The following is a 24047-nucleotide window of genomic DNA, read 5'->3' as shown; positions in this document are numbered from 1 at the left end:
TCAGGCCTCCTTCCGCTTGAGCACCGGCGTGGGCAACCGGAAGATCGACCTCACCAGGGGCGGGGCCGCGATAAGCAGCACGATGACGGACTGGACGACGAGGACGATGTCGATCGGCGTGCCGGTCTGCGACTGCATGAGGTAGCCGCCGGCCTTGAAGGCGCCGAAGAGCAGACCGGCGAGGAAGGTGCCCAGAGGCTTCGACCGCCCCAGCAGGGCCACGGTGATCGCATCGAAGCCGATGGACCCGCTGATCCCACCGGTGAGTTTGTATTCGGTGCCGAGCACCTGGGCGGCTCCGCCGAGTCCGGCGAGTGCTCCGGCGACGACCATTACGAGGATGGTCACCTTGGACACCGAGATGCCGGCGGTGCGTGCCGCGTGCGGGTTTGCACCGACGGCCTTGAACTCGAAGCCGACAGTCGAGCGCTCCAGCAGCCACCACACGAAGATCGTGGCGAGGATCGCGATGATGAACCCGAAGTGGAGGCGGAAGGGCGCGGGCAGGAGCAGGAACATCTGCGCGGAGTCGTCGACGGTCCGCGATTGCGGATTCGCCGAGGCGGTGTGCGTGAACCAGCTCTGCTTGAGCAGGTAGCCGAGCAGGTAGCCGGCGATCGAGTTGAGCATGATCGTCACGATCACCTCGTTGGCACCGGTCCGAGCCTTGAGCACACCGGCGATTCCCGCCCAGATCGCGCCGCCGATGATGCCGCCGAGCGCAGCCACGAGCATGTGGACGAAGGGAGGCAGCGGCAGCGCGTAGCCGAGGAATCCGGCGATCGTCGCGCCGAGGATGACCTGGCCCTGACCGCCGATGTTGAACAGTCCCGAACGGAAGGCCAGGGCGATGCCGAGGCCGGCGAGGATGAGCGGTGTGCCGTTGACCATCGACTCCGTCAGGGGCCGGATCGAGCGCTCGGCGGTGCGGGCGTCCCAGTCGAAGATCGCGCCGCGGAAGAGTGCGGAGTAGGCCTCACCGATGGTGGTGAAGAGGGTGGAGAAGAAGGAGCCTGGGGCTGCGAAGAGGTTCTTCGCCGCCTCGACGACTTCGGCGTTCGATACGGCGATGAGGACGCCGCCGAGCAGGAGGGCGACGATGATCGCGAGTACGGACACCAGCCAGGATCCGGACAGGATCTCCTGGAGCAGGTTCTGTTCCTTGCCGGGCTCCGCCTCGGCGGTCGGTGGTGGTGCCGGCGATGGGGCCGCCGGGGAGATATCGGTCGTCATTTGGTCTCCTCCGCCGAGGTGGTGGCTGAGTTCTCATTCGCACCGGCGGCGTGGTTCGCCGAGGTGGTGGTCGGCTCGACAGCGTCGGTCGCTGCGGCCGGGGCCTCGCTCGCGGTGGCGGCGAGTGCCTCTTCGGCCGGAACTCCTGCCATCATCAGGCCCAGCGCCTCACGCGAGGTGTCGGCACCGACGATGCCGACGATGCGTCCCGAATACATCACCGCGATCCGGTCGGCGAGGCCGTAGACCTCGTCGAGTTCGGTCGAGACGATGATGCACGGGGTGCCGGAGTCACGCTCGGCGATGACGCGCTTGTGCACGAATTCGATCGAGCCCACGTCGAGTCCGCGGGTCGGTTGGCTGGCGATGAAGAGGCGCAGCTGCCGGCCGAGCTCGCGGGAGAGCACGACCTTCTGCTGGTTGCCGCCGGAGAGCGTGGCGATCGGGTCGACGACGCTGCCGAGGCGGATGTCGAATTCCTCGACCTTCTTCTTCGCCTCCTCGGTGATGACCGAGGACTTGAGGTTGAGTCCCTTGGCGTAGGGTGCACGGTCGTAGACGTCGAGGATCATGTTCTCGCGGATCGCGAACTCGGCGATGATGCCGTCGGTCGACCGATCCTCGGGGACGAAGCCGATTCCCGCGCCGAGGCGGTCCTTGACGGATTCTCCGACGAGGTTCTTCCCGTCCAGGCTGATAGTGCCCAGGCGCGGTTCGGTCAGTCCGATGATGGTCTCGGCCAATTCGGTCTGCCCGTTGCCCTGCACACCGGCGATGGCGAGGATCTCACCGCGGCGCACATCGAACGACACGTCGTCGACGACGATGTTCTCGGCTTTGTCGACCACGGTGAGGTTCCTGACCTGGAAGGTCGCGTCACCGGGATCGGCATCGTCCTTCTCGGTCGTCAGCGACACGGCACGGCCGACCATCTGACTGGCCAGCTCCGCCTCGGTGGAATCCGGGGAGGCCTCGCCGACGATCTTGCCGCGGCGGATGACCGTGATCGAGTCCGCGATCGCACGGACCTCGCGGAGTTTGTGGGTGATGAAGACGATCGAGGTGCCCTGCTCCTTGAGTTGGCGCATGATCGAGATCAGCTCATCGGTCTCCTGCGGGGTGAGCACGGCGGTGGGTTCGTCGAGAATGAGGATCTTGGCGTCGCGGGAGAGCGCCTTGATGATCTCCACGCGCTGCTGGGCACCGACGGGCAGGTCCTCGATGAGGGCATCGGGGTCGATGTTGAAGTTGAATCGGGAGGAGATCTCGGTGACCTTCTTCCGCGCCTCGGCGAGGTCGATGAGTCCGAGGTTCTTCGTCGGCTCGTAGCCCAGCGCCACGGATTCGGCGACGGTGAAGACGGGCACGAGCATGAAGTGCTGGTGGACCATGCCGATGCCCGCGGCCACCGCATCACCGGGTCCGGAGAACTTCACCGGCTCGTCGTCGATGAGGATCTCTCCCCCGTCGGCGTCGTAGAGTCCGTAGAGGACGTTCATCATGGTGGACTTGCCGGCGCCGTTCTCACCCAACAGGGCGTGGATCTCGCCCGGTTCGACGGTGAGATCGATGTGGTCGTTGGCCACGAACGATCCGAACACCTTGGTCATCCCGCGAAGCTCGAGTTTCACTGCTCCCGGTACTCCTCACAAATTCGAAAACTGCAGGGCCGAATCGTCTCGGCCCTGCAGTTTAACCTATCCGCTTATTTCGGCGTGCTCTCGGATTCCACGGTCAGGCTGCCGTCGATGATCTGCTGCTTGAGATCCTCGACCTTCTTCTTCACGTCTTCGGGAACCTCGTCCTCGAAGTCGTGGTACGGAGCCAGTCCGACGCCTTCGTTCTCGAGGGTGCCGACGTAGGGCTCGGCGGTGAAGTTGTCGTCCATACCCTCCTTGATGGTGTCCTCAACCGCGTTCGCGATCTCCTTGACCACCGAGGTGAGGATGATGTCTCCGTATTCCGTTGACTCATAGCCGTCGGAGTCGACCCACACGAGCTTGACGTCATCGGCTTCCTTCGCAGCCGCGGCGGCACCGAGGCCGACCGGGCCGGCGACGGGCATGATGACGTCGGCACCCTGGGAGATGAGCTGCTTGGTCAGCTCCTGCCCCTGGCCCTGGTTCTCGAAGTCGCCGGAGAAGGATCCGTCCTGCTTGTCCTTGTCCCAGCCGAGGAGTTTGACGTCCTTCTTGTTGTCTTCGTTGAACTTCTTCACGCCGTCGGCGAAGCCGTCCATGAAGATCGTCACCGAGGGAATCTGGATGCCGCCGAAGGTGCCGACCTTGCCCGATTCGGAGGAGGCCGCTGCGACATAGCCGGCGAGGTACGCGGCCTCGGCGGTGTTGAACACGACGGGCTTGGCGTTGTCGACGGTCACCGGATTGCCGTCGGCGTCGGAGAAAGTCGAGTCGATGAGCGCGAAGTTGAGGTCGGTGTTCGCCTCGGCGGCTTCCTGGATCGTGTCCTCGAGGAGGAAGCCGACGCCGAAGGTGAGGTTGCAGCCGGCCTGAACCATGTTGTCGACGTTCGGCTTGAAGTCCGCATCGCCCTGCGATTCCGCGTCCTTCTCCTCGATGCCGAGGTTCTTCTTCGCGTTCTCCAGGCCTTCCTTGCCGGACTGGTTGAACGACTGGTCGTCCCAGCCGCCGGAGTCCGAGACCATGCAGGCCAGGTAGTCCTCAGCGGAGTCTCCGCCGCCGCCTGAACCGCAGGCCGAAAGAACAAGGGCGGATGCGGCGATCATCGACACCGCGGATGCGAGCTTCTTCACGTTGACTCTTCTCTCATTGCTGGCAATGGCACCGGTGGAGGCCACGTCTGCCTCTGCCGAGTTTGTGAAACCACTGGGTGAACTGTCATATTTTGGTGAGTTTCCCGACAGTCTAATGCACTCCGAGCACGCGTCACGCGCGCCTAGCACCCGAATCCGGAACACCGATATGAAACCGCAATAATCTGTCATGGACACCTGCCGAGGCGACCGCGCGATCCCGCGCGATGATCGACGGTGGCGACCACCTCGGCGCGGGTGCGAACGATGACGACTGCGGGTGCGAACGATGACCGCCGCGGCACGCTCGTGCTCTAGGCTAGAGGGCGTTATGGCACATCTTCTCGGGGCCGAAGCCCTGCACCTCGCATATCCCACCCGCGTCGTCTTCGACTCCGTGACCATCGGCGTCGACACCGGGGACATGATCGGCATCGTCGGGCGCAACGGCGACGGCAAGTCGAGCCTGCTGGGCATGCTCGCCGGCACCATCGATCCCGATGCCGGGAGGGTGACCTACCGTGGCGGTCTGCGGCTGGGCATGCTCGGCCAGAGCGACGACCTCGACCCCGAGGCGAGCGTCGGCTTCTCCGTCGTCGGTGACATGGCCGACTACGAATGGGCGGCCGATCCCAAGGCACGCGACATCATTGCCGGACTCATCGCCGATCTCGACTGGGATGCCCCGGTCTCCAGCCTCTCCGGCGGACAGCGACGCCGGGTGGCCCTGGCCGCCCTGCTGATCGGCGACTGGGACCTGCTCATCCTTGATGAGCCGACGAACCACCTCGACGTCGACGGCATCGCCTGGTTGGCGGTGCATGTGAAGAACCGGTGGCCGAAGAACTCCGGGGCACTGCTGCTCGTCACCCACGACCGGTGGTTCCTCGACGAAGTGTGCACGAAGACCTGGGAGGTCCACGACCGGATCGTCGAACCCTTCGAGGGCGGATACGCGGCCTACGTCCTCCAGCGCGTCGAACGCGATCGGATCGCGGCAGCGACCGAGCAGAAGCGTCAGAATCTCATGCGCAAGGAGCTGGCCTGGCTGCGCCGAGGTGCTCCGGCCCGGACCTCGAAGCCGAAGTTCCGCATCGAGGCCGCCAACCAGCTCATCGCCGACGTTCCCGAGGTGCGCAACCCCATCGAGCTGAAGAAGATGGCGACCGCCCGACTGGGCAAGGACGTCGTCGATCTGCTCGATGTGTCCAAGAGCTATGACGGTCGCGCGATCCTCCACGATGTCACCTGGCGGATCGGCCCCGGCGAGCGCACGGGGATCCTCGGGCCGAACGGGGCGGGCAAGTCGACCCTGCTCGGGCTCATCGCCGGCGAGGTCGAGGCCGATGAGGGACGCGTCAAGCGCGGCAAGACCGTGCAGATCGGCGTTCTCGATCAGCAGTTCAAGGACCTGACGGGACTGCGTGGACGCAAGGTCCGCGAAGTCCTGGCCGACTCGAAGACGAGCTTCACGATCGAGGGCAAGGACTACACTCCCGCCCAGCTGCTCGAGAGGCTCGGCTTCGCCAAAGAGCACCTCTCGGCTCGGGTGGGCGATCTCTCGGGCGGCCAGAAGCGCCGGCTGCAGCTGCTGCTTCTGCTCATATCCGAACCCAATGTCATCATCCTCGACGAGCCGACCAACGACGTCGACTCGGACATGCTCGCGGCCATGGAGGATCTGCTCGATTCCTGGCCGGGCACCCTCATCGTCGTCTCCCACGACCGCTATCTGCTCGAACGCGTGACGGATCAGCAGTACGCGATCCTCGACCACGGCCTGCGCCACGTGCCCGGCGGAGTCGATGAGTACCTCAAGCTGCGGGCAGAGGCGGCCCGGGCCTCGGGCACGAGCGGCTCCGGTGGGACCACCTCGGCGAGTGGTGCCGCATCCGGGGCCTCCGGTACGGACGCTGGGACTGCCTCCGGACAGGACGGCACCGGGCAGGCTGGCTCCGGGCAGGCTGGCGGGACCAGACTCTCCGGCGCCGAAGCGCGCGCGGCGAAGAAGGAGGTCTCCTCGATCGAGCGCCGCATGGACAAGCTCAACCAGCGAATCTCCCGCGCCCATGAGGAGATGGCCGAGCACGATCAGACCGACTTCGAAGGACTCGCCGAACTCACGGCCTCCCTGCGGACGCTCCGGGATGAGATGGACGAACTTGAGGAGCGGTGGCTCGAAGCCAACGAAGCGCTGGAAGCCTGATGGTCGACGCGGAGCGGATGCGCGAACTCCTGGATGCGGAGGACCGCGACACCCAGAGCCTCATAGCCTCGCTGTCCTCGAGCATCGAGGACCTCGCCGCCGCCCGCGAGGGTGACAATAGCGACGACGAACATGACCCGGAAGGCTCGACGCTGGCCTTCGAACGCTCCCAGTCCGAGACCCTGCTGCGCGAGTCCCGGCAGCGACTGACCGAGATTGCCGCGGCGCTCGAGCGTCTCGACGAGGGCACCTTCGGCCTCTGTGTCGTCTGCGGCGAACCCATCCCCGAGGTTCGCCTCGAAGCCCGCCCCTATGCCGCGACCTGCGTGGCCTGCGCAAGCTGAGCGACGGCGCAAGCCAAGCGACGACGCAAGCTGAGCGACGACGGCAGCTGCGGCAGTCCTCATCGGCGATCTCTGGGGTTCGAGAACCTGACAGCCATCTGAACCGCACCTCAAAGCGTTATCAAATCTTTATCATTCGCGCGGTGATTCAGCTATCGTGTCCGGGTGCCCACTCGTGACTATCGCCTTGACCGCGCCAAAGGCATCCTCATCTTCACCGTCGTCCTCGGCCATCTGCTGGCGAGGACCTCGCCGTGGGGCGACGATGCGCTCAGCGCACCGATGTACCTCATCTACTCCTTCCACATGCCGGCCTTCGTCTTCCTCGCCGGCATCACGGCGAAGTCGAACCGACTGCCCGAGAGGATCCTGAACTTCCTCGTCCTCCTCGCCGCGGTGCTGCCTCTGATGTGGGCGTGGATGTCGATGTTCGGCCTCGATCCCGACTACAGCCTGCTCACTCCGTTCTGGTACTCCTGGTTCCTGCTGTCGATGGCGTGGTGGATGGTCACCGTGCCGTTCATCGAACGATTCCCGCGGGCCGTCCTGGTCACCTCGGTGACCGTCGGCCTCTTCGGCGGCGTCCTGCCGATCCTCGACACGGAGCTCTCGGCCGCTCGGACGATGGTGTTCTGGCCCTTCTTCGTCATCGGCAAACTCTACGGAAAGCAGATCCTCGACTGGGCAGGCAACCTCGCGATCTGGCAGAAGCTCGGGCTCAGCGCGGCCGCCCTCGCCGCCATCACCGCCTTCTACCTCGACGATGTCGACAACGACTGGCTCTTCGGCAGCCTCAACTTCGCCCACTTCCACGTCGGCATCCCCGAAGGCGTGGGCATCCGACTGATCCTCGACATCGGAGCCCTGCTGATGACGCTGACGCTGCTCGCGTGGGTGGGCGAGAAGCAGAATGTGCTCGCCACGATCGGCCGCCACAGTCTCTCCGTCTACGTCCTCCACGGATTCGTCGTCCGCGGCCTCCAGCCGGCACTCGACGACAGCCTCGAGGTCATCGGGCCCATCGCCGTCTTCGGCATCTGCCTGGGCATCGCCGTGCTGGTCACCTGGATACTGTCGTGGGAGCCCTTCGATCGAGCCCTGCGCTGGTACGCCACGACGGTGTCCGGCCTCCTCCTCCGGCCCTTCGCCCGACTGCGCTCCACACCGGGCCGACACTCCGCCGCTGCCGTGGAACGGAAGGCTCCGGCCACCTCGGCGAATTGAAATATGTCATTGTGACGCACGCAACACAGCTCGTCGTGCTTTCATATCGAGGTTCGGGTCTCCACCCGAGCGACACCTGCCCCTCCTCACACATCACTACGGAGAGCACCCATGACCGAGACCAATCCACTCACCGCCCGGCTCGATGCCGGCCCCGTGATCTGCGCCGAAGGCTTCCTGTTCGAGCTCGAGAAGCGCGGCTACCTGTCCGCCGGTGAATTCGTGCCCGAGGTGGCGCTCGAGTTCCCGGACGCCCTGCGGTCCCTGCACGTCGACTTCCAGCGCGCCGGCTCCGACATCGTCGAGGCCTTCACCTACAACGGCCACCGCGAGAAGATGCGGGTCATCGGCAAGGAGGACCTGCTCGAGCCGCTCAACCGCTCGGCCCTGCAGATCGCCCGCAGCGTTGCGGACGCCAAGTCCGGGAACTTCATGGCCGGCAACATCTCGAACTCGAACATCTGGGATCCCGACAACGTCGAGAAGCAGAACGAGGTCCGCGCCATGTTCATCGAGATGGTCGGCTGGGCCGTCGACGAAGGCGCCGATCTCATCATCGGTGAGACCTTCTACTTCGCCGAGGAGGCCATCGCCGCCGCGGAGATCGCCAAGGCCAGCGGTTTGCCCGTCGTGCTCACGCTCGCGCCCATGGCCTTCCAGGAGATGGCCGACGGGATCGGCATCGTCGAAACCGCGCAGCGCCTCGAACAGCTCGGTGTCGACGTCGTCGGCCTCAACTGCTTCCGCGGGCCGGCGACGATGCTGCCGTGGCTGCGCCAGATCCGCGAGGCCGTGTCCTGTCACGTCGGTGCCCTGCCGATTCCCTACCGGACCACGGAGAAGGAACCGACGTTCTTCAACCTCTCGGATCCGACCGCCGAGGTGGCTTCACCGCACGGTCGCACCTTCCCCACCGCGTTGGATCCGCTGCAGACCAATCGGTATGAGATCGGTGCCTTCGCGAAGGAGGCCTATGAGCTGGGCGTCAACTACATCGGCGTGTGCTGCGGGGCGACCCCGATGCACATCCGTGAGGTCGCCGAGGCGGTCGGGCTGACCACCGAGGCGAGCCGCTTCTCGGAGAACATGCGCAACCACTTCATGTACGGCGACAACGAGCGCCTTGCGGAGAACGTGGTCGCCCTCGGGCCTACCGCCTGAGGTGCGGCCCTGCGTCACTTCGCAATATGCACCGAGAATGACACAACCACCCGTTGCTTCGGGTGGTTGTGTCATTTTGTGTAGGACGTATGCACGAAAGGCCGTCGCGCTGCGTCAGGCTTCGGCCGTCACACCGATCGAGTCGAGTGCTGCCTCGAGGCGGGCGACCGTGCCGTCGATGTCGCCGAGCTTGTCGAGCCCGAACAGGCCGATGCGGAAGGACGAGAAGTCCTCGGGTTCATCGCACTGCAGCGGCACGCCGGCGGCGATCTGCACGCCGGCCTCCTTGAAGTCGGCGCCGGTGGCCAGCTTCGGGTTGTCGGTGTGGACGACGACCACGCTCGGTGAGGCGAACTCGTCCGAAGCCACCGAAGGCAGACCGCGATCGGCGAAGACCCGACGCACCCGCTCACCGAGCTCACGCTGAGCCGATTCGAGCTTGTCGAAGCCGCGCTCCTCGGTCTCGCGCATGAGTTCGACATTGTGCGTGAGCGCATCGGTCGGCATCGTCGCGTGATACGGGGTCCGACCCTCCTCGTAGTCATCGGCGATCGACAGCCACTTCTTCAGATCCATCGCGAAGCTCGTCGACGTCGAGGCCTCGACCGCGGCCCGACCGGCCGAACTGAGCATGACGTAGCCGGCGCACGGCGATCCGCTCCAGCCCTTCTGCGGGGCGGAGATGAGCACATCGACGCCGAGGTCGGCCATCGAGGCCCACATCGCACCCGAGGCGATGCAGTCGAGGACGAACAGGCCACCGACCGAATGCGCGGCCTCGGACACGGCCCGGACGTAGTCATCGGGCAGCAGCATCCCCGAGGCGGTCTCGACGTGGGGAGCGAACACGACATCGGGCTTCTCGCGCTCGATGGCGGCGACCACCTCGGCGACGGGTGCCGGTGACCATGCCGACTGGTGCTCGGGACTGTCCGCCGAGGCCTTGAGCACGGTCGTCTCGGAGGCGATGGCTCCGGCGTCGAGGATCTGCGACCAGCGGAAGGAGAACAGACCGTTGCGCACGATGAGCGCCTTCTTGCCGGTGGCGAGCTGGCGGGCCACCGATTCCATCGCGTAGCTGCCGCCGCCTGGGAGGATGGCCGCCGACTCGGCGTCGTAGGCCGAGCGCAGGATCCGGTTGATGTCCTGCATCACGGACACGAACCGCTTCGACATGTGGTTGAGCGAGCGGTCGGTGAAGACCACTGAGTATTCGAGCAGGCCGTCTGGGTCAACATCTTCGTGTGGCAAAGTCATGGTCCTAACATAGCCACTCATCCGGCACTCCGGCCACCGGCGTCGTGCTGTGAGACCGGCAGCGCGGTGCCTTCAGCGTGAGTGGAGAATCAGATCTCGGTCTCGCCCCGGTCACCGGACCACCGGGTGTGGAATGTGCCTGCACGATCGATGCGTGCATACGTGTGGGAGCCGAAGCGGTCCCGCTGCGCCTGGATGAGCGCCGCACTGCCGGCTTCGGTGCGCAGCCCGTCGTAGTAGGCCAGGGTCGAGGCAAGGCCGGGCACCGCGATGCCGCGGCTGATCGCACGGATCACGGTGGAGCGCAGAGCATCCTGACATCGCCCGGCGACGTCGCGGACATAGCCGTCCGCGAGCAGGGTCCCAGTCGCGGTCTCGGCGCTGTAGGCGTCGACGATCCGGTCGAGCAGGCGCGCCCGGATGATGCATCCGGCCTGCCAGATGGAGGCGAGCTCGCCGAGGTCGATCTCCCACCCGTACTCGCCTGCACCGGCGGAGATCTCGTGGAATCCCTGCACATAGGCCATCACCTTGCCCAACAGCAGACCCCGTCCGATCTCGTCGACGAGCGCCGCGCGCTCGTCACCGTCGGGAACAGCCGTCACGTCAGCGGTGTCGCCGACATCGAAGCCGGGGACGGCGCCCGCGTGGGAGAGCGGCCCATCGAGCCGTCTGCCCTCGACCCGCAGCTCCGCCGCGGATGACAGAGATCGGGAGAAGACCGCCTCGGCGATGGTGGGCACGGGCACCCCGAGGTCGAGTCCCGTCTGCGCCGTCCAGGCACCGGTGCCCTTGGCCTGCGCCGCATCGGCGACGATGTCGACGAACGGACTGCCCGTGGCGGCGTCGACATGGGCCAGCACATCGGCAGTGATCTCGATGAGGTAGGACCCGAGCTCGCTGTCGTTCCACCGTTCGAAGACCTCGGCGATCTCGGCCGGGACCATGCCGAGACCGTCACGCAGGAGGGTGAACGTTTCGGCGATGAGCTGCATATCGGCATATTCGATGCCGTTGTGAACCATCTTGACGAAGTGGCCGGCCCCGTCGGCGCCGATATGAGCGACGCAGGCCGAACCGGAGTCGGCGGACGATCCGGTATCGGCGGGCGAGCCGGAATCCGCCACCGACCCGGAGCCGGCGTCCGAGCCGTCTCCTGCTCTGGCCGCAATGGGTTCGAGAAGCGGACGCAGACGGTCCCACGCTGCGCTCGATCCGCCGACCATGAGCGAGGGGCCGAGCAGTGCACCGACCTCTCCCCCGGAGATGCCGACACCAGCGAACTCGATGCCGGTGTCCTCCAGCTGCCGACCGCGTGCGATGGTGTCCCGGAAATGCGAATTGCCGCCGTCGACGATGATGTCACCAGGGGCGAACACCTCCGTGAGGTCGGCGATCGCCGAATCTGTCGCTCGTCCGGCATTGACCATGAGGATGGCCACGCGCGGGCCGGTGAGCTTCTCGGCAAGGTCGGCCGGACTCGAGGCGACAATGAACTCTGCCTCGGGGAAGTCCGCTGCAACCGTCTGCGCACGGGAGAGGTCTCGGTCGTAGATCGCCACCCTGTGCCCGGTCTGACGAGCGAGGTTGCGGGCCAGATTCGACCCCATCACGCCGGTTCCGATCACCGCGACATCGGCCTTCATCAGCATTCCCCTTTCCTGGGAGCGCTGGTATTGACAGTCTCTCGCCACCAGCACTACGGTGCAATAAATCTGTTTTATTAGCTGATTATAGGTTTTTCCTCATATTTTATCGAGAGGTTTCCGACATGGGCCACAGCCCTTCCCTTTCACCGCTCGTCATCATGGGTGTCTCGGGAACCGGCAAGACCGTCCTCGGCGCGCAGGTGGCGCAGGCCCTCGACCGTCGCTTCGTCGATGCCGACGATCTCCACTCCACGGCGAACAAGGCGAAGATGGCCTCGGGCACACCGCTCGACGACGATGACCGCGCCCCGTGGCTGGAGTCCGTGGCCGCCGAAGCCGCACGTGCTCCGGCGCCGGTCATCGCCTGCTCGGCCCTCAAGCGCTCCTACCGCGATCTGCTGCGCACGGCCGCGCCCGACCTCCTCTTCATCCACCTCGACGGTCCCCGCGAGGTCATCGCCCGACACCTGGCCCGCCGCGACCACGAGTTCATGTCCCCTGATCTGCTCGACTCCCAGCTGGCCACGCTCGAACCTCTCGCACCCGAGGAAGCCCACGCCGTCGTCGACGTCGACCAGCCGATCCCGGAAGTCCTCGACGCCATCCTCGACTGCCTATCCGCCCACCCGTCCACCTGACCTCAAGGAAGAGGAACAATGACCGATCTCGACTTAGCCTGGACCCTGTCCTCGCCGGCACTCCTCGGACTCGCCGCCTTGGCCATCGCCCTCCTGCTCCTGCTCATCATCAAGGCTCGGCTGCATGCCTTCATCGCCCTCGTCATCGTCAGCGTGCTCACCGCCCTGGCCTCGGGCATCCGTCCCGGAGATCTCATCGACGTTCTCTACGACGGCTTCGGCTCCACTCTGGCCAGCGTCGCCCTGCTCGTCGGACTCGGCGCGATGCTCGGGCGCATGCTCGAGCTCTCCGGCGGCGCCGAGGTGCTCACCGACGCCCTCATCCGAGTATTCGGAGAGAAGCGGGCACCGCTGGCGCTCGGCGTGACTTCCCTGCTCTTCGGGTTCCCGATCTTCTTCGACGCCGGCCTCGTCGTCATGCTGCCGATCATCTTCACCATCGCGCGCCGGCTCGGCGGATCCCTTCTCCTCTACGCAATGCCCGCGGCCATGGCGTTCTCCGCGATGCACATCTTCGTGCCCCCGCACCCCGGTCCCGTGGCCGCCTCCGGTCTGCTGGGAGCGAATATCGGACTCGTACTCATCTGCGGGCTCATCATCGCGATCCCCTCCTGGTACCTCACCGGCTATCTCTTCGGACTCATCATCGGCAGACGCATCGACGTCACTGTTCCCGACGTCCTCTCAGGCGGGAAGAACGACGCCTTCGCCGAGTTCTCCTCCAAACCGAGGCTCGGCCAGGTCGTCTTCCTCCTCGTCCTTCCCCTTGTGCTCATCTTCCTCAACACCGGGCTCAACTTCGCTGGAGAGGCCGGCTGGGTCGACACCGAATCCACGCTCATTGCGTCCCTGCGGCTGCTCGGCGAGACCCCGATCGCGCTGCTCATCACCGTTGTCTTCGCCATGTGGCTGCTCGGGTGGCGGCAGAACAAGGGCCGCAGTCTCGTCGAGACAGTCGCCGACTCAGCGCTCGGCCCGGTCTGCTCGATCATCCTCATCACCGGCGCCGGCGGCATGTTCGGCGGTGTTCTGCGTGCCAGCGGCATCGGCGACTCCCTCGCCGATTCGCTCGCAGCTCTCGGACTCCCCGTCATCGTCGCCGGCTTCGTCATCGCAGCGATCGTACGAATCGCGCAGGGTTCGGCCACAGTGGCGCTGACCACGGCGGCCGCGCTCGTGCAGCCGATCGTCGTGGGCAATCCGGACTTCTCGAGCCTGCAGGTCGTGGCCATCGTGCTCTCGCTGGCTGCCGGATCGGTGTTCGCCAGCCATGTCAATGACTCCGGCTTCTGGCTGGTCTCCCGATTCTTCGGCATGGACACGAAAACGACGCTGAAGACATGGACGGTCGCGGAAACGCTGCTGGGCACCGTCGGCTTCGCGTTCAGCCTCGCCCTCTACGGTATCGTCAGCCTGTTCTGAAGCGCGGGCGCCGGACCCGACGCCCTCAGCGGCGCGGGCGCCGAGGTTCGTCGGCCCAGACGCTGCCCATCTCGTCATCGGCCTTCGCCACGATCTTCGCCATCGCCTCTCTGGCCTTCTCCGGGTCCTGCCGTCCGATGGAGTCGGCCACATCGAAGTGCCACTGCAGGGCGTCGGGGTGTGGGAACTGCGGCATGAGTCCGGCTCCGGTGCGTCCGGCGAGAATCTCACCGATGACTGTGTCGAAAGCGGCGAAGAGCTCATTGCCCCCTGCCCCGAGGACCGCCCGGTGGAAGGCCACATCGACGTCGAGGAACGCTGCGACGTCCCCCTGCCGACCGCTCGAGCGCATCCGGGCGGCCAGGGTCATGATCTCCTCGGCGGCCTCGGCCGGGGCGTACTGAGCCGCCAGCGCCGCCGCCTCGGGTTCGATGGCCACGCGCAGCTCGGTCAGCGAGCGCAGCTGTCCCGCCGGAGCCTCGGTCATTCTCCACCGGATGACAAGCGGATCGAGCAGTGTCCATTCGGACATCGCAAGAATGACGAGCCCGAGCCGCTTCACGGGCCGCAGCATGCCGAGTGATTCGAGGACGCGCACGACTTCGCGCACGACCGACAGCGACACGTCGTAGCGTGCCCGCAGATCCTCGGCCCTGATGATCGTCCCGGCGACCAGCCGACCGGCGACGATGTCCTGGCCGATCTGATCCCGCAGATGTTCATGGAGATTGAGACGATTCGACGTCACGGATTCTCCACCACGTGCGCGCCTGGGGCGGGACCGATCGTCCGCAGCGCCTCCTTGACTCCGCGGGTGGCCTGCAGCAGAACCGCGAGGTCGAGGGCGTGGCGGGCATCGCGGGCGAGGAAGCCGATCGTCGGCCCGGATCCGCTGAGCAGCGGGAGCAGGGCACCGGCGTCGTGGCCGGCGTCGATCACTTCGGCGAGTTCCGGCATGACGGCGACGGCGGCCTCGGTGAGGTCGTTCGCGGCGGCCGTGGCCAGTGCGTCCGGGTCGCCGGCGGCGAGCCCGGTGAGCACCTCTGCGGGCACCTCGACGGCTTCGGGTTCGGGGTTGAGCTCGTCGAAGCGCGCGTAGATCTGCGGTCTCGGCAGCTGCCGCGCCGAGGTGGCCATCACCCAGTGGAACGATCCGCGGGTGAGGACGGGGCTGAGGCTCTCCCCGCGGCCGTGTCCGATGGCCGTGCCCCCGCGCAGCAGGAAGGCGACATCGGCCCCGAGCTCGACGGCGCAGTCGCGGAGCAGTCCGTCCGGGACTCCCCCGACGAGGTGCGCGGCACCGCAGAGTGCGGCGGCCGCATCGGCGGAACCGCTGCCCATGCCGCCGCCGACGGGCACCTGTTTGTCGATGACGATGTCGAGGTCGCGGAGGACGTCGACGTCGCGTTCGTCCTCGAGCGCGGTGATGAGCGTGCCGACGGCCCGGCGCGCCAGGTTCGCTTCGCCCCCGGGCACCTCGTCGTCGCCGTAGCGTCCGGTGACGACGATCGAGGAGGTTCCGCCGGGGATGAGCGTGAGGGTCTCGCCGAGGTTGAGCGCCTGGACCACCGTGGCCAGTTCGTGGTCTCCGTCGTCATCGACCGGACCCACGCCGAGGTGGACGTTGATCTTCCCCGGAGCTCGCACTTTCACCGGTGCCAGGGTTCCCGAGCGCGGGCGCAGCTGGGTGCTCATGTCCGGCCGTTCTCCGGGGCTGGCCGGTCCGCGCCGGGCCGGTCCGCGCCCGGCTGGTCCGCAGCGGCCGAGTCCCCGGCAGGCTGGTCCGAGCCGGTGTCTCCAGCGGGCCGGTCCGCAGCCACCTGGGCGAGCCGCTCGAAGTCGGCGACGCCGAGGGCCTCACCGCGGGTCTTCGGATCGATGCCCGCGGCGATGAGGAGTTCTTCTGCTCGCGCCGCACTGCCGGCCCAACCGGCCAGCGCGGCGCGCAGGGTCTTGCGGCGTTGGGCGAAGGCCGCGTCGACGACGCCGAACAGGCGTCTGCGCTGCTCGGGGTCACGGTCGGTGCGGCTGACGTCGATGTGGACGAGCCCGGAGTCGATGTTCGGAGCCGGCCAGAACACGTTCTTGCCGATCCGACCGGCGAGGCCGACCTTGCCGTACCACTGGGCCTTGACGCTCGGCACCCCGTAGGTGCGCGAGCCCGGGTCTGCCGCGAGGCGTTCGGCGACTTCGAGCTGGACCATGACAAGCACCGAGGACAGGCTCGGGAAGATCTCGAGGAAGTGCAGGAGGACGGGCACGGCGACGTTGTAGGGCAGGTTCGCGACCAGGGTGTCGGGGGCCTCGGGCAGCACGGTGACCTTGAGGGCATCGGCGTTGACGAGGTCAAAGTTCGCGGTGGCCTCCGAATCCCCGTACTTCTCGATCGTGTCCGGCAGCCGCGCGGCGAGGACCTCGTCGATCTCGACGGCGGTGACGCGGTGCCCGGCCTCGAGCAGTCCGAGGGTCAGCGAACCGAGCCCTGGACCGATCTCGACGACGCTGCTGGCCGGTTCGAGGCGGGCGGCGGTGACGATCGAGCGCACGGTATTGGGGTCGATGACGAAGTTCTGGCCCTTCTGCTTGGTCGGGCGCAGACCGATGTCGGCAGCGATTTCGCGGATGTCGCGAGCGGTCAATAACGTCACAGCAAACAACTTACATCACTGGTTCTCAGGCACAATCACCGAACACACGGCACAGTCCCCGCCAGGCGATAGGGTGAGCGATATGGATCCGCAGACACTAACCGAACTCCTCGACGTCTCCGTCCTCGATCGGCTCGACCGCATCGACGAGCTGCCCGCCGAGGAGCTCGCCCGCTCGAAGGCGCTGCGGAAGGAAGGCTATTCCGCCGAGGTGACCGCGGGCCTGCTCACGCAGGCGCAGCTGCGCACGGAGGCGGCAACGAAGCTCGGCCCCTTCGCCGAGGACATGCTCTTCACCCGTGACGGCCTGGCCCAGGCCACCCGCCTGCCGGTGGCCGCGCACCATGCCCGCCGCCTCCTCGGCGAGTCGGCAGAGGGCTCACGCATCGCCGACCTCGGCTGCGGGATCGGCGCCGACTCCATCGCCTTCGCCGGGATGGGAGCCAAGGTCACCGCCGTGGACTCCGACGAGGTCACCGCCGCCATCGCCGCCTTCAACCTCCGGCATCTCCCCGACGTCTCCGTCGAACACGCCCGCGCCGAGGACATCGACACCGCAGGCTTCGACGCCCTGTGGTTCGACCCGGCCCGGCGCACGATAGGCAAGGCCGACAAGCGCGGATCGACCTCTCGGATCACCGATCCCGAAGACTTCTCCCCGTCTCTGTCCTGGGTCGTCGACAAGGCCATCGCTGCGAAGGCCGCGGGCGTCAAGCTCGGGCCCGCTCTCGAACACGAACTCATCCCCGACGAGGCCGAAGCGCAGTGGGTCTCCCACGCCGGCGAGGTCGTCGAGGTCTGCCTCTACTTCGGCGAGGCCCGGCAGCGCACCGGCCGCAGCGCGCTGGTCATGGCTGAGCGCACCCTGCTCGTGCACGAGGATGATCTGCCGGACGATGATGAGGACGGGATCGGCGAACTCGGAAGCTATCTGCTCGAACCCGATGGGGCGATCGTCCGCGCCGGCCTCGTCACCGCTCTGTGCCGGCCGCTGCAGGCGCGCCGACTCCACCCGACGATCGCGTACCTGACCACAGATGTCGAACCGTCCGGTCCCGCCGCCGCAGGGGTGCGCGCCTTCGAGATCATCGACACGCTGCCGGCGAAGATCCCGAGTCTGCGCAAGGAGCTGATCGAGCGCGGAATCGGCTCGGTCGTGATCAAGAAGCGCGGGGCCGACATCGTCCCCGACCAGGTCAGACGCCAACTCAAGCTGCCCAAGGGCGAGAAGGCCACCCTCATCTTCACCCGACTGGGCGGAAAGCACGTCGTGCTCCTGACCAACCCGGTCTGACCGGTCCACTCTGACCGGCCCCAACCGTCACCACCGCCAACCACGTCACCACCCCGATCACGCCACCACTTCAATCAAGGAGAACCGAGATGACCCGCTCCGAGGTCCTCATCACCGCCGATGAACTGCTCCCGCTCCTGGCCTCCGAATCCGCGCCGAGGCTGCTCGACGTGCGGTGGACCCTGCCCAAGCCGGATGGCCGGGACGACTTCGCCGCCGGGCACATCCCCGGTGCGATCTACGTCGACCTCGACACCGAGCTCGCCGATCATTCGAACACCGATCCCACTGCCGGGCGCCACCCGCTGCCGAGGCCCGCGGACTTCGAAGCCAGCGTGCGGTCCTGGGGCATCGACTCCGACACCGAGGTCGTGGTCTACGACGACAATTCCGGGCTCGGCGCCGCCCGCGCCTGGTGGCTGCTGCGCTGGGCGGGACTGTCCGGCCGGGTCCTCGACGGTGGTCTCGCGGCCTACCGTGCCGCCGGAGGCGAGGTCGAGACCGGGCCGGGCGCGAGCGTGGAACCCAGCGAGGTGACCATCACGCCCGACTCTCTGCCCGTCATCGACGCCGATGACGCGGCCGCTTGGACCGGGGTCCTCCTCGATGCGCGGGCCGGCGAACGCTTCCGCGGTGAGACCGAGCCCCTCGATGCGCAGGCCGGTCACATCCCCGGAGCGAAGAACGCCCCGGCCACGGGCAACGCCCCGGACGGTCAATTCCTCGCCGAGGCGGAGCTGCGTAAGAGGTTCGCCGAACTCGGTGCCTTCGAGCAGCCGGTCGGCGTCTACTGCGGTTCCGGGGTCACGGCCTGCCACAATGCACTGGCCCTGGCGAGCCTCGGCGTCGAAGCGAGCCTCTACCCTGCCAGCTGGTCCGGCTGGTCATCGGACCCTGAACGCCCCGTCGAGACCGGGGCCTGAGCCCTCCTCGACCTGCTCCCCGCCCACTGCCTGAGCTCAGCGGCCTGCGCGCCGAGCTCCCCAGCCACTCCCCGAGGAGTTCAGGACGATCCGTGTCGAAAGATCCCGACATTCCCGACACAGATCGTCCTCAACTCGACAGATGAATCGACCTCACCCGCAGTCGGGAGCCTTGTCCCTGCCCTCGTAGTCCACGGGCAGCTGACCCGAGGCCTCGAGATCGCCCTTGAGCCACTTGGCCACGGCGCCCAGCGCATAGGGGTTGGAGTCATAAGCGGTGACCGCGGACTTCGCCGAGGTGCTGCGCATCGTCCACGGGGCAGCGGTGCCCACGGCCACCTCGGCGGAGGTGCCCGGGCTCAGACTCACGCTCGTGCCACCGGAACCGACCTCCAGCCCAGCCTTCTTCGCGGCCTCGGTCAGCGCGGCCTTCTCCTTCTCGCTGCCGCCGACGATGGAGATCGCATCCGTGCCGACGAACGAGCACTTGCCCTTGAGCACGGTCAGGGACTTCTCGGCCACCTCGGTGAGCACCTTCTCCGGATCCTCCGATCCGTCCGCCTCCGCCTCGGACCCCGAGTCCCCGACTGACTTCTGGACCTCGGCGGTGGCCAACTGCATCGCAACGACGCGTTCGGCCTTGGCCACCAGATCGTCCTTCTTCAAAGTCCCGTCGCCCAGGGCGCTGACCACGGCCTTCTGCGCGGCCGCGGAGTCCGGAGGCATGAGTGCGAGGTCAGCCCCGGCGGCGAGCGCCTTGACGGTCTCTCCCCCGGACAGGTTCTGGTCCACGGCCTCCATGTTCAGGGCATCGGTGACGATGACGCCGTCGAAGTCGAGCTTGTCCCGCAGCGCCGCGTAGGCCTTCTTGTTCAGGGTTGCCGGGGTGGTCTTCGCATCGGGCAGCCCGATGTGGCCCATCATGACCATTGGGATGCCCGCGTCGACGGCGGATTCGAAAGGCAGCAGGTCCGTGTCCGCGAGCTCGTCGATGCTCTTCTTCGACACCGGCAGGCTCTTGTGCGAGTCCACGTCCAGGCGACCGTGGCCCGGGAAGTGCTTCGCCGAGGCCGCAACCCCTCCGAGGCGATACCCGGTCGTCGCATCGCCGACCACCTCGGCGGCCTGCTTGTGGTCATCGCCGGCGGAGCGGACGTTGATCGCCACGTCCTTCTCCCCCGTGGTGACGTCGGCATCGGGGGCGAAGTCGATGGTGAAGCCGAGGTCGGTGAGGTTCTGACCCTGGACCTTCGTCGCGGTCTGCGTGAGCTCCGAGTCGTCGGCCGCGCCGAAGGCCATGAGCGGCGGGAACGGCAGTGCCGCGGTGCTCAGCCGGGAGACGGGACCGCCCTCCTGATCGACGCCGATCGACACCGGCTGGTCTTTCGTCCGCGCTCCGCTGATCGCTTCGGTCACGCCTGTGACCTGGTCGGAGGTGGGATTCTCGGGCAGGTTGTCGGCCATCACGATGACCCCGCCGAGGTGGCTGCCCTCGACCATGTTCACCGCGGTCTGGGTGTCGGTGCCCGACCAGGTGCCGATGATAAGCGATCCGGCGAGCTCCTCGTCCGAGAAGTCCGCGACGATGTCCTTCGCTTCATCCGCGAAGTCCGCGGGTTCGACCTCGCTGGGCTCCGGGCTCGGAGTGCTCTCAGCCTGAGCCTGACCCGACTGCGCCTCGCCGCCGGATTCTGCACCGGGATCCCTCTCCGCAGATCCGCCGGAGCAGCCGGCCAGGGCGAGCGCGGTGGTCAGAGCGATGATGCCGAGTCTGGGTCGCATGCCACCATGCTAAACGCCGAAGCTGAACCCACGGCGTCGCGGGTGACTCACAGCTCCGCGCAAGTGCCTCAGAGCTCCTCGTGGGCGGCGAGCAGGCGGAGGGTCTCGGCCGCTCCGCGTTCGTGCAGCGAGCGCAGTGCCGTCAGGTAGGGCTCGGTGAAGCGCGGCGCCTCGGCCAGCGTGCCGAAGAACTGCTCCTGGCGGAGGAAGGCGAGCGGATCCTCATCCTGCGTTCCGGCGATCTCCCGAAGCCGGTCGGCATAGCGGTCGACGATCGTGAACGCCTCGCCGTGTTCGCCGGTGCCTTCGGCGTAGCGGGCCCAGGAGGCACAGATCGCGGCCGCCACCTCGACCGGGTCCCCGGAGGCGAGGTTGTCGTTGATGACAGGGACGAGCCATTTCGGGATGCGGTCGGAGGATTCCGCGCCGAGGCGGGCCAGGGTGTCGCGGACCTCGGGGTTGGAGAAGCGTTCGATGAGCGTGGTTTTGTAGGCCTCGAGGTCGATTCCCGGCAGAGGTTCGAGGCTCGGTGTGCCCTCTTCGTCCATGTAGCGCCGCAGGTAGGCGGTCATGTTCGGATCGTTCATGGCCTCGTGAGCATAGGTGTGTCCGGCGAGGATTCCGAAGTAGGCCAGGCCTTGGTGTCCGGAGTTGAGCAGGCGCAGCTTCATGTGCTCGTAGGGTCGGACATCGTCGACGACCTGGACTTCGACCCGTTCGTAGTCGGGTCGACCGTCGGTGAAGGAGTCCTCGAGCACCCATTGGAAGAAGGGTTCGGCGACGACGGGCCAGGCGTCGATGATGCCGGTCTCATCCTCCAGCTCCGTCCGGTCGGCATCGGCCGTGGCCGGGGTGATGCGGTCGACCATCGAGTTGGGGAAGTCGACATAGGTCTCGATCCACTCGGCGAGCTCCGCATCAAGGAGTCGGGCGAAGGCCCCGAACATCCTCTTGGCCACGTGTCCGTTCTCAGAGATGTTGTCACAGGACTGGACCGTGAACGGGGTGGTTCCGGCTTCGCGCCTGAGCCGCAGCGCTGCGATGACAAAGCCGAACACGGTCGCCGGTGTCCGACCGGCGCTCAGAGCCTCGACATCGGCGACGACGTCCGGATCGTCGGCGATGAACTCACCGGTGACCGGGTTGACGTTGTAGCCGCCCTCGGTGACGGTGAGAGAGACGATGCGGATGGCCGGATCGGCGAGCAGGGCGAGCAGCCCCTGCGGGTCATCGGGAGCGAAGCGGTAGTCGATGATCGACCCGATCACGCGGCGCTCCCTGGTGCCGTCGGCGTGTTTGAGGGTGAGCGTGTAGAGGTGGTCCTGGGAGGCCAGTGCATCACGCATTCCCACATCGTGTGGGAGGACCCCGGCGCCGATGATGCCCCAGTCCATCGCCTCCCCTGCGTTCATCAGGTCGTCGAGGACCATCGCCATATGGGCGCGGTGGAAGCCGCCGACCCCGAAGTGGACGATTCCCGGCCTCACCGCCGCCCGGTCGTAGGCGGGAACGGCCACATCGTTCGCGGCGATGGCCTCGAGGTTCGAGGTGCGCAGCGGCAGGGTCGCACCGCCTCGGCGCGGGTGTGCTTCGGTGCTCATTTCACGGCTCCCATCGACAGACCCTGGACGAGTTTGTCCTGCGCCGCGATGCCGGCGACGAGCACGGGCACGGAGATGATCAGCGAGGCCGCGCACACCTGGGACAGGAACAGGCCCTGGGAGGTGACGAAGCTGGTCAGGAAGACCGGTGCCGTGGATGCCGCCGTCGAGGTCAGCACGGTGGCGAAGAGGAGTTCGTTCCAGGAGAAGATGAAGCAGATCAGGGCCGTCGCCGCCAGTCCGGGTGCGGTCAGCGGCAGCAGGATCTGGACGAACACGCGCGGCAGGCGGGCCCCGTCGAGTTCGGCGGCTTCGAGCACCTCGAGGGGCACCTCAGCGAGGAAGGAGCGCATCATCCACACCGCGATCGGCATGTTCATCGCCGTGTAGATGATGATGAGCAGCAGCCACGTGTCGAGGATTCCGAAGGACTTCGCGACGAGGTAGACGGGCAGCAGGCCCGCGACCATCGGCAGCATCTTCGTCGAGAGCAGGAAGAAGAGGACGTCGGACCAGCGTTGGATCCGCCGGATCGCCAGCGAATAGGCGGCCATGGTCGAGAGCACGAGGACGATGAGCGTCGACACGATCGCCGCGAATGCCGAGTTGATGAGGAAGGGCCAGGGGTTCGCGCCGTTGCCGCCGCCGAAGAAGTTGATGTAGGAGTCAAGGGTCAGCGGGGCGAAGTAGCTCGGCGGGTTCGTCGAGGCGTCGGTCTCCGCGTGGAGGCTGGTCAGCAGCATCCACAGCAGCGGGGAGACGAAGATGAGGGCGATGGCCCAAGCGAGCAGTCCGAGCAGGATCTTACCCGTCCGGCCCTGCCCGGGACGCCGCTGGGCCTTCGCCTTCGGGGTGGGCTCGTGGGCCTTCGCCGAGGTGGCGGTGCCGGCTGAAGCGATGTCCGCCGAGGCGGTGCTGTGCTGGGTGCTCATGAGTTCTCCTCCTTGAGCAGGGTCGAGGCCGTCCGGAGGGCGAAGGTGGCGATGATGAGCGAGGCGATGACGACGATGACGCCGACCGCCGAGGCGACTCCGTAGTCCTGGGCGACGAAGAACTCCTGGTAGATGACGTAGGGCAGGGTCGCTGTGCCCAGCCCGCCGGAAGTCATGGTGAAGACCATGTCGAAGTTCTGGACGATGTAGATGGTGCCCAGCAGTGCCGCGAGTTCGATGTAGCGGCGTAGGTGGGGCAGGGTGATGAAGCGGAAGGTCTGCCAGGGTCCGGCACCGTCGACCAGGGCCGCTTCGTAGACGTCCATCGGCCGCGACTGCAGTCCGGCGAGCATGATGAGCATCATGAACGGAGTCCACTGCCAGACGAGGACGATGCCGATGCCGAGCAGCGGAGAGGAGCTCATCAGATCCGGCTGCGGTGCGCCCTCACCGAAGACGGTGGTGAGCAGGCCGTTGAGGAAACCGTACGAGGGGTTGAAGATCGCGTGCTTGAACAGCAGCGCCGCAGCCACCGGCACGACGAGGAAGGGGGTGATCATCAGAGTCCGGACGATGCCGCGGCCGATGAACTTCCGGTCGAGGAGGAGCGCGATGAGCAGCCCGAGCAGGGCCGAGACGAGGACGACCCCGACGGTCAGACCCACGGTGACGAACACGGCCCGGAGCAGGTTCGCATCGGTGAAGACAGCGATGTAGTTGCTCAGGGTGCCGAAGGCGATGTCGTCCGGATAGGCGGCGTTCCAGCTCATGAACGAGATGATGATGGTGATCGCGAACGGGATCTGGGTGACGACGATGACGAAGAGCAGAGCCGGCAGCATCGGGGCGCGTTTCGACCACCGCTCCCGGGCACTGGGTTTGGCGGCGGGCGTCACCCGAGGCGGGCGATCTGCGGCCGGCGCTGACTGCGCGGCTGGAGCTGACATTTCACAACCTCCG

At 66.8% G+C, this 24047-nt stretch carries 20 protein-coding genes and 1 pseudogene; 9 read left to right on the top strand and 12 right to left on the bottom strand.

Annotation, left to right across the window (positions count from 1 at the left end; translation table 11 throughout):
- The 3 genes from ACH82I_RS15980 to ACH82I_RS15970 all read right to left on the bottom strand — a co-directional run bounded on the left by ACH82I_RS15980 (position 1) and on the right by ACH82I_RS15970 (position 4006).
- A complete protein-coding gene (locus ACH82I_RS15980) occupies positions 1-1233 on the bottom strand; it encodes an ABC transporter permease (protein ID WP_413334038.1) in 1233 nt (410 codons plus the stop codon).
- Positions 1230-2864, bottom strand: coding sequence for an ABC transporter ATP-binding protein (locus ACH82I_RS15975; RefSeq protein ID WP_413334036.1), 1635 nt, complete (start codon positions 2862-2864; stop codon positions 1230-1232). The genes ACH82I_RS15980 and ACH82I_RS15975 overlap by 4 nt, the downstream gene beginning before the upstream one ends.
- A 74-nt stretch (positions 2865-2938) precedes the next feature.
- Positions 2939-4006 (bottom strand): BMP family lipoprotein, encoded by a 1068-nt coding sequence (locus ACH82I_RS15970; RefSeq protein WP_230744845.1) that lies wholly within the window; start codon positions 4004-4006, stop codon positions 2939-2941.
- Between the two features lie 331 nt (positions 4007-4337).
- On the opposite strand from ACH82I_RS15970, the gene ACH82I_RS15965 reads away from it, so the two are divergent.
- The 4 genes from ACH82I_RS15965 (at position 4338) to ACH82I_RS15950 (ending at position 8941) form a co-directional block, all read left to right on the top strand.
- Entirely contained in the window at positions 4338-6212 is a 1875-nt protein-coding gene (locus ACH82I_RS15965; RefSeq protein ID WP_413334034.1) for an ABC-F family ATP-binding cassette domain-containing protein, read from the top strand.
- On the top strand, positions 6212-6556 hold the full coding sequence (locus tag ACH82I_RS15960) for a TraR/DksA family transcriptional regulator (RefSeq protein WP_413334032.1): 345 nt from the start codon (positions 6212-6214) through the stop codon (positions 6554-6556). The genes ACH82I_RS15965 and ACH82I_RS15960 overlap by 1 nt, the downstream gene beginning before the upstream one ends.
- Before the next feature lie 165 nt (positions 6557-6721).
- A complete protein-coding gene (locus ACH82I_RS15955) occupies positions 6722-7780 on the top strand; it encodes an acyltransferase family protein (RefSeq protein ID WP_413334030.1) in 1059 nt (352 codons plus the stop codon).
- 111 nt (positions 7781-7891) lie between these two features.
- Positions 7892-8941, top strand: a complete 1050-nt coding sequence (locus ACH82I_RS15950; RefSeq protein WP_413334028.1) for a homocysteine S-methyltransferase family protein — start codon at positions 7892-7894, stop codon at positions 8939-8941.
- Between the two features lie 114 nt (positions 8942-9055).
- Here ACH82I_RS15950 and ACH82I_RS15945 read toward each other — a convergent pair whose 3' ends face one another.
- Positions 9056-10198, bottom strand: coding sequence for an alanine--glyoxylate aminotransferase family protein (locus ACH82I_RS15945; protein ID WP_413334026.1), 1143 nt, complete (start codon positions 10196-10198; stop codon positions 9056-9058).
- An 89-nt stretch (positions 10199-10287) separates the two neighbouring features.
- Positions 10288-11844 (bottom strand): NADP-dependent phosphogluconate dehydrogenase, encoded by a 1557-nt coding sequence (gene gndA / locus ACH82I_RS15940; RefSeq protein WP_413334024.1) that lies wholly within the window; start codon positions 11842-11844, stop codon positions 10288-10290.
- A gap of 125 nt (positions 11845-11969) precedes the next feature.
- Between gndA and ACH82I_RS15935 the strand changes: the two genes are divergently transcribed.
- Positions 11970-12485, top strand: a complete 516-nt coding sequence (locus tag ACH82I_RS15935; protein ID WP_230744838.1) for a gluconokinase — start codon at positions 11970-11972, stop codon at positions 12483-12485.
- An 18-nt stretch (positions 12486-12503) separates the two neighbouring features.
- Positions 12504-13907, top strand: coding sequence for a GntP family permease (locus ACH82I_RS15930; protein WP_230744837.1), 1404 nt, complete (start codon positions 12504-12506; stop codon positions 13905-13907).
- A gap of 25 nt (positions 13908-13932) precedes the next feature.
- On the opposite strand, the gene ACH82I_RS15925 is transcribed toward ACH82I_RS15930, so the two are convergent.
- From ACH82I_RS15925 to rsmA, 3 genes are read right to left on the bottom strand one after another with little or no spacing between them, the layout of a single operon-like run.
- Complete coding sequence (locus ACH82I_RS15925; protein WP_230744836.1) at positions 13933-14655, bottom strand: FadR/GntR family transcriptional regulator; 723 nt, start codon at positions 14653-14655, stop codon at positions 13933-13935.
- Positions 14652-15602, bottom strand: coding sequence for a 4-(cytidine 5'-diphospho)-2-C-methyl-D-erythritol kinase (locus ACH82I_RS15920; RefSeq protein ID WP_230744835.1), 951 nt, complete (start codon positions 15600-15602; stop codon positions 14652-14654). The genes ACH82I_RS15925 and ACH82I_RS15920 overlap by 4 nt, the downstream gene beginning before the upstream one ends.
- Complete coding sequence (rsmA, locus tag ACH82I_RS15915; RefSeq protein WP_230744834.1) at positions 15599-16555, bottom strand: 16S rRNA (adenine(1518)-N(6)/adenine(1519)-N(6))-dimethyltransferase RsmA; 957 nt, start codon at positions 16553-16555, stop codon at positions 15599-15601. The genes ACH82I_RS15920 and rsmA overlap by 4 nt, the downstream gene beginning before the upstream one ends.
- Here rsmA and ACH82I_RS15910 point away from each other — a divergent pair.
- The 3 genes and pseudogenes from ACH82I_RS15910 to ACH82I_RS15900 all read left to right on the top strand — a co-directional run.
- A pseudogene (locus ACH82I_RS15910) lies at positions 16467-17120 on the top strand (class I SAM-dependent methyltransferase); the annotation flags it as partial. The gene rsmA and the pseudogene ACH82I_RS15910 sit on opposite strands and share 89 nt — an antisense overlap.
- Before the next feature lie 504 nt (positions 17121-17624).
- Positions 17625-17849: a THUMP-like domain-containing protein gene (locus ACH82I_RS15905; RefSeq protein ID WP_413336772.1), complete on the top strand. Its 225-nt coding sequence runs from the start codon at positions 17625-17627 to the stop codon at positions 17847-17849.
- Between the two features lie 89 nt (positions 17850-17938).
- Complete coding sequence (locus ACH82I_RS15900; protein ID WP_413334022.1) at positions 17939-18772, top strand: sulfurtransferase; 834 nt, start codon at positions 17939-17941, stop codon at positions 18770-18772.
- Positions 18773-18925: 153 nt separating this feature from the next.
- Here the strand turns inward: ACH82I_RS15900 and ACH82I_RS15895 are convergent, their stop codons facing one another.
- The 4 genes from ACH82I_RS15895 to ACH82I_RS15880 form a co-directional block, all read right to left on the bottom strand.
- Complete coding sequence (locus ACH82I_RS15895) at positions 18926-20554, bottom strand: glycoside hydrolase family 3 N-terminal domain-containing protein (RefSeq protein WP_413334020.1); 1629 nt, start codon at positions 20552-20554, stop codon at positions 18926-18928.
- A gap of 68 nt (positions 20555-20622) precedes the next feature.
- A complete protein-coding gene (locus ACH82I_RS15890; RefSeq protein WP_413334018.1) occupies positions 20623-22155 on the bottom strand; it encodes a mannitol dehydrogenase family protein in 1533 nt (510 codons plus the stop codon).
- Complete coding sequence (locus ACH82I_RS15885) at positions 22152-23087, bottom strand: carbohydrate ABC transporter permease (RefSeq protein ID WP_413334016.1); 936 nt, start codon at positions 23085-23087, stop codon at positions 22152-22154. Before ACH82I_RS15885 ends, ACH82I_RS15890 begins: the two co-directional genes overlap by 4 nt.
- Positions 23084-24034, bottom strand: coding sequence for a carbohydrate ABC transporter permease (locus ACH82I_RS15880; protein WP_413334014.1), 951 nt, complete (start codon positions 24032-24034; stop codon positions 23084-23086). Before ACH82I_RS15880 ends, ACH82I_RS15885 begins: the two co-directional genes overlap by 4 nt.
- Between the last annotated feature and the right edge of the window lie 13 nt (positions 24035-24047).

Origin of the sequence: Brevibacterium sp. GP-SGM9, from assembly GCF_047300845.1 — a bacterium.
Classification (GTDB): Bacteria; Actinomycetota; Actinomycetes; order Actinomycetales; family Brevibacteriaceae; genus Brevibacterium.
The sequence above is the reverse complement of the archived record's forward strand: the minus strand, read 5'-3'. Positions and strand labels throughout refer to the sequence as shown.